The sequence below is a fragment of the Microbacterium sp. Bi128 genome, from assembly GCF_918698205.1.
Map to the genome: position 1 here is coordinate 1 of NZ_CAKKMM010000274.1, position 5414 is coordinate 5414.

Below are 5414 nucleotides of genomic sequence, written 5' to 3' on the forward strand. Positions count from 1 at the left end.
GGATCAACGGCCACGAGGTCCGCCTGGAAGGCTGCGGAGGGAAACACGCCGGGCAGGATCCCGCGTGCACCCTCGAGCGCCCGGGCGCCCAGGCCAGAGCCGTACTTGCTGACTGCTCCGTCACTGAGGACCAGCTTCTTGCCGGCGAGGCCGGCGTTGTTCAGCTCGGCAATGGCGCCCTGTGCGCCGTCGCGCGAGACCAGGATGACGGCGTCGGGGTTGGCGGCCTTAGCGGCGGCGACAGCCTGCTGCGCCTGGCCGGGGGTGAACTCCGAGTCCGCCACGACTTCCAGTCCGGACTGTTTCGCCGCACCAACGACTGCGGCGGCGACGTCTTTGCCGTAGTCGCCTTCCTCATGCAGCACCGCCAGGGTCCTGGCGCCGCCGTCTTTGACCAGTTTGGCGAGGACGGATGCCTGGGCGATGTCGGCGGCCGAGGTGCGGAAATAGTAGCCGCCGCTCTTGTAGTTGCTGAGCGCGGCGGCGGTGTTGGCCGGGGAGATCACGGCTACCTTGGCGTTGGCCAGCACGTCGATGGCCGCCGGGGCACGGCTGGAATCGGTCGGGCCGATCACGACGTCGGCCTTGGCGGCAACCAGCGCTTTCGCCTGGGCGGCGGCGTCCGTGCTGATGGTTTCCGGCAGCAGCTCCACCGGTTTGCCTTTGTGCCCGCCGGCAGCGTTGATCTCCTTGACGGCAAGTTTGGCCGCCGCGAGCTCGGAGGCGTTGAGGAAGTTCTGCTTGCCCGTGTTGTCCAGGATCAGGCCGATGCGCAGGGTGCCGTCACCGCTGGCGTCGGCGCTGGCCACGCGGGCACTGCCCGCGGGGCCCAGGCACCCCGTCAGGGCCAGGGCCGCTACGGTGCCCGCCGCCAGGGCGCGGCCCAGCGGCAAATGTCCTCCGCGGCGCCCGGCCGCGTTCCTTGGGGCGTTCGTGACGGCAGCCAGTACCACTAGGCGGGCCGGACGCTTTCGGCCTGCGGGCCCTTTTCGCCCTCGCCGACTTCCAGTTCCACCCGCTGGCCCTCGTCCAGGGCGCGGTAGCCTTCCCCGACGATCGCAGACCAGTGCACGAAGACGTCGTTCTCGGAACCGTCCACGGCGATGAAGCCGTAGCCCTTTTCGGCGTTGAACCATTTGACGGTTCCCAGTGCCATGGTGTCCACACTTTCAGCTAGCTTGCGTGCGGCCCACCTCGATGTGCGCCGCGGACTGCGAAGAGAAATCCGCAGATACTGTACCCACAGCGTCCCCCAGGAACGCCGGCGGCGGGCAGGGCCGCCGCCTAATAGTTATTGAGGCGTAACCGGATTGGCTACTGGTAGCCGGGGCCGAGAACGACGACAAGGGGCATGTTGAACTCGGCAGAGTCCACGAGGGTGTCGACGCCGAGGAGGGCTCCGAGTGCCTCCGCATTGTCCTTCTGCTCGACGCCGCTGTAGAAGATCACCGACGTCTGTTGCGGGACACCGCCCCAGTTGCCTGTCTCGCCCAGGACCCAGCCGTCGGAGGTGACGGTGCCGCCGACGCGGGTGGCGAGGCCGGCGGTGGTGGTCGCGTTGTAGATCGTCACCGGCTGCGTCTTGTCGACGGCGGCGGCGGCTGTGGCGCTCGGCGTAGCTGACGGCGAAGCCGCCGGCGCGGCGGCGGCGTCCGTGCCGGCCGGCTCCGGGCTCGTCGGCGTGGGACTGGGGCTCATGGTGCTCGTGGCGGACGGGCTGCTGCTGGCAGATGCGGACGCGCTGCCACCGGCCGTCACGGCCGCGGCCTGGCCCGCGGAGAAGCCGAGCTTCGGCAGGATCAGGAAGGCCACCAGGCCGATGGCCAGGGCTACGCAGCCAGCCGCCAGGATCGGCGCCAGGCTCCGCCGCCGCGATGCCGCGACGGCCCGGTGGACTCCCTGCCGGGTAGAGGTCTCCGGGACCCGATCAAATTCATCCCGAGCGTATTTGGTCATGGTAAAACGACGTCCTTGCTGATTTCATACGGGGTGCCCGAGGCCGGAACGGACGCAACAGGACGTGCGCATCCGGCTGCTCGTGACGCGACTTTACGAATCTGTTCCCAGACGACGGGCAGTGCGGGCACGTTGGCGTGATGTACGTAGTCTACGCAATCTCTTGACCAGCATGGGATCGTGGGCCAGCGCATCCTCGGTATCGATGAGGGCATTGAGGATCTGGTAGTAGTGCGTGGCGGACAGATCGAACAGCTCGCGGATGGCCTGTTCCTTGGCCCCGGCGTACTTCCACCATTGCCGCTCCAAGGACAGCATCTGCTGGTCGCGGGCGCTCAGCGCAGACTCCGCGGACACCCCGTCCGGGCCCGCGCCGGCGGTTGGGAAGACGGCAGAATCCCCCGCGAGCACGTGCTCTTGCGCTGTTTCGGCCACGACACACTCCTGGTTGATTCCAAAAAACCTGGCTGGATCCGGTAAAAAGTCAGTCCCCATGCTACGGCCGAATGACAGGGTTGTCATTCGGGCGGGCGCAGAAACGGGCCGCAGCTGGGGAAGAATGGGTGCTGTGTTTGATGCCGAGTTTGACCCCGCCAGTGAACCCGACGCGCTGTTCGAGCTGGAGCCCGCAGCCGCGGACACCCTCAGTTTCGCGGACCTGACGCGCCGGCCGCTGGACGCGCTGGTTGCTCCTGACTGGGCCGAGCCGCTGGCGCCGGTGGAGGCGCAGTTGCGCGAAGCCCTCGCCTTTGTCGCGGGCGAAGTGGCCGCCGGGCATGGCGTACTGCCATCGCCGGCAAACCTGCTGAGGGCTTTCCGGCAGCCCCTGGCCGGCGTCCGGGTGCTGGTGGTGGGCCAGGACCCGTATCCGACGCCGGGGCACGCCGTGGGGTTGTCCTTCGCCGTGGACGGCGCCACCCGGCCGATCCCCCGCAGCCTGGCAAACATCTACAAGGAACTTCAGGCCGATCTCGGCTTCCCCCCGCGCGTCCACGGGGACCTCAGCCACTGGGCGGACCAAGGCGTACTGCTGCTCAACAGGGTGCTCAGCGTCCGTGCCGGCGCGGCGGGCTCGCACCGGAACAAGGGCTGGGAGGCCGTGACGGCGGCGGCCATCCGGGCAGTCGCCGGCCGCTCGTCCGTATCCGGTGCGGGCCATGCCCCCCTGGTGGCGATCCTGTGGGGGAAGGATGCCGAGTCCGTGCGGCCGCTGCTGGGGTCCGCAGCCGTGATCGCCAGCGCCCACCCCAGCCCGCTATCGGCCTCGCGCGGCTTCTTCGGGTCCCGGCCGTTCAGCCGGGCCAACGCCCTGCTGCTGCAACAAGGCAACGGGACGGTCGACTGGGAGCTTCCGCCGTTGCCGTAACAGGCCCCCGCGCAAAGCTCCCGCCGGGGGTTCTTGGTTAGGCTTAGCTGCATGACATCCGTCCCCGCAGCCACCACCGCCACCCGGAACTCGCGCCCCCAGACCGATCTGACGGTCCTGCGCAGGGAGCAGCTCTCCCCGCACATGGTCCGGATCATCGCCGGGGGCCCCGGCTTCGCCGGGTTCGTCAACAACGACTATGTGGACCGGTACGTCAAGATCGTCTTTCCGCAACCCGGCGTCGAATACCCGGATCCGCTGGATTTGTGGGCCATCCGGGAAACCATGCCGCGCAGTCAGTGGCCGCATACCCGGACCTACACGGTCCGCTGGGTGGACCCGGAGGCGCAGGAACTGGCCATTGACTTTGTAATCCACGGCGACGAGGGGCTCGCCGGCCCCTGGGCGGCCTCGGCCCAGCCCGGCGATCGCCTGACTTTCACCGGCCCCGGCGGCGGGTACAACCCTGATCCGGCCGCGGACTGGTACCTGTTTGCCGGCGATGAATCAGCGTTGCCGGCCATCGGCGCGGCGATCGAATCCCTGCCGGAGGATGCCCGCGGCCTCGCCCTGCTCGAAGTGGACAGCGACGCCGACGTCCAGGCCATCGCCGGGCCGGCCGGCGTCGAACTGCGCTGGCTGCTGCGCGGCGGCGCACCCGCCGGTGAGAGCGAACTGCTGGTCACGGCGGTGCGCGACGCCGAGTGGCCCGAGGGCCGGGTGCAGGTCTTCGCCCACGGCGAGCGGGGCTACATGAAGGGCCTCCGGGACGTGTTCTACGTGCAGCGCGGGCTGGAGCGGGCCCAGGTGTCCCTCTCGGGCTACTGGGCCAAGGGCCGGGTGGAGGACGACTTCCAGGCGGAGAAGAAGCTGCCGATAGGCAAGATCTAGCGGGGCAAGATCTAACGAGGCAAGATCTAACGGCGCGAGATTTGGCGCTGCGGAGTTTCCCCACCTTTGCCACCACGACGCCGGGACACGCCGACGCGGCGGGCTGACACGCCGTCGCGTCCCGGCAAAAGTGGGGAAACCCGGCGCCTTAGGGGAGCCGGACGGGCATTCCTCGCAAGGTCTAGCGGCGGCGGGCCCTGCGCCGTTCGTTGCTCGCCAGGCTCCGCGTCAGGGGCCGCGCCAGGGTGTCGCCGAGCACGACGCCGGCAGCGACACCGAGCACGATGGCCCCGGCGTTGAGCATGCCGCCGGCGCCCATGAGAATCTCCGATTCCTCGATGGTCAATACATACATCGACCGGAATATAGTGAGCCCCGGGAGCAGAATCAGCGCGGCGGGAACGGCCACAACCAACTGTGGGGCGCCCATCCGGAGGGCCACGACGCGGGCCAGCAGGCCGATCACCACGGCAGCGAGGGCCGGGGCGAAGCGGGATCCGATGCCCAGGGCGTCGCCGCCGATGAGGACCAGGTAGCCCACCACCCCCACGGCCGCCGTCGGCAGCAGCAGCTTCCAGCTGGTCTGTTCGGTGATGCCGATCATCAGCACCGCGATGGCGATCAGGATGACCACGGCCCACCACGGATACGCCGGAGGGAATGTTTCGGTGACATTGATCGCCTCCATGCCGGTCATATCCCCGACTACGAAGCCGACGGCAATGCCGGCAACGAGCGCGCCGAAGGTCAGCATGGTGGAGAGGAAACGGCCGGCCGCCGTGACGGGGAAGCCGTTGATCGCGTCCTGCACCGAGGAGACGAGCCGGCCGGTCGGCAGTCGCAGCAGGATTCCGCCGACCACCACGATGGCCGGCGGTATCTGGATTCCTACCATGCCGCCGAAACGCCATAACAGCAGGGCGATGAAGGTGACCAGGAAGGAACACGAGGCGGTGACGAAGAAGTCAGGTGTGCGCCACCGCCCTAGCTGCCTGGCCAGCAGGCTCACCAGCAGGTTGGAGACGAAAGCGACCGCAGAGGCTCCGAGGTCGCCGCCGAGAACACCGACGAAGACGGCCGAGAACACGCCGAATGCCACGGTGACCATCCAGCGCGGGAATGGCTTGGAACTGTGGGTGATGTCCTCAAGCCGTCGCACAGCCTCCTCACGTCCCACGCCGCCGGAGACGATGTCCGTGAC

The 5414-nt window shown here is 68.6% G+C and carries 7 protein-coding genes; 2 read left to right on the forward strand and 5 right to left on the reverse strand.

What is annotated here, in order from left to right; all coding sequences use genetic code 11:
• The 4 genes from LQV45_RS16830 to LQV45_RS16845 all read right to left on the reverse strand — a co-directional run.
• The coding region (locus LQV45_RS16830; protein WP_230008016.1) for an ABC transporter substrate-binding protein at nt 1–893 on the reverse strand (893 nt) is incomplete at its 3' end.
• A 59-nt stretch (nt 894–952) separates the two neighbouring features.
• Nucleotides 953–1156, reverse strand: a complete 204-nt coding sequence (locus LQV45_RS16835) for a cold-shock protein (protein ID WP_230008017.1) — start codon at nt 1154–1156, stop codon at nt 953–955.
• A gap of 158 nt (nt 1157–1314) precedes the next feature.
• On the reverse strand, nt 1315–1956 hold the full coding sequence (locus tag LQV45_RS16840; protein ID WP_230008018.1) for a LytR C-terminal domain-containing protein: 642 nt from the start codon (nt 1954–1956) through the stop codon (nt 1315–1317).
• 93 nt (nt 1957–2049) lie between these two features.
• Nucleotides 2050–2313, reverse strand: coding sequence for a DUF3263 domain-containing protein (locus LQV45_RS16845; RefSeq protein WP_230008022.1), 264 nt, complete (start codon nt 2311–2313; stop codon nt 2050–2052).
• A 202-nt stretch (nt 2314–2515) separates the two neighbouring features.
• Between LQV45_RS16845 and LQV45_RS16850 the strand changes: the two genes are divergently transcribed.
• Together LQV45_RS16850 and LQV45_RS16855 are read left to right on the forward strand one after the other, a co-directional pair.
• Entirely contained in the window at nt 2516–3322 is an 807-nt protein-coding gene (locus LQV45_RS16850; RefSeq protein ID WP_230008019.1) for a uracil-DNA glycosylase, read from the forward strand.
• A gap of 51 nt (nt 3323–3373) precedes the next feature.
• Nucleotides 3374–4213: a siderophore-interacting protein gene (locus tag LQV45_RS16855; protein ID WP_230008020.1), complete on the forward strand. Its 840-nt coding sequence runs from the start codon at nt 3374–3376 to the stop codon at nt 4211–4213.
• 181 nt (nt 4214–4394) lie between these two features.
• On the opposite strand, the gene LQV45_RS16860 is transcribed toward LQV45_RS16855, so the two are convergent.
• The coding region (locus tag LQV45_RS16860) for a threonine/serine exporter ThrE family protein (RefSeq protein WP_230008021.1) at nt 4395–5414 on the reverse strand (1020 nt) is incomplete at its 5' end.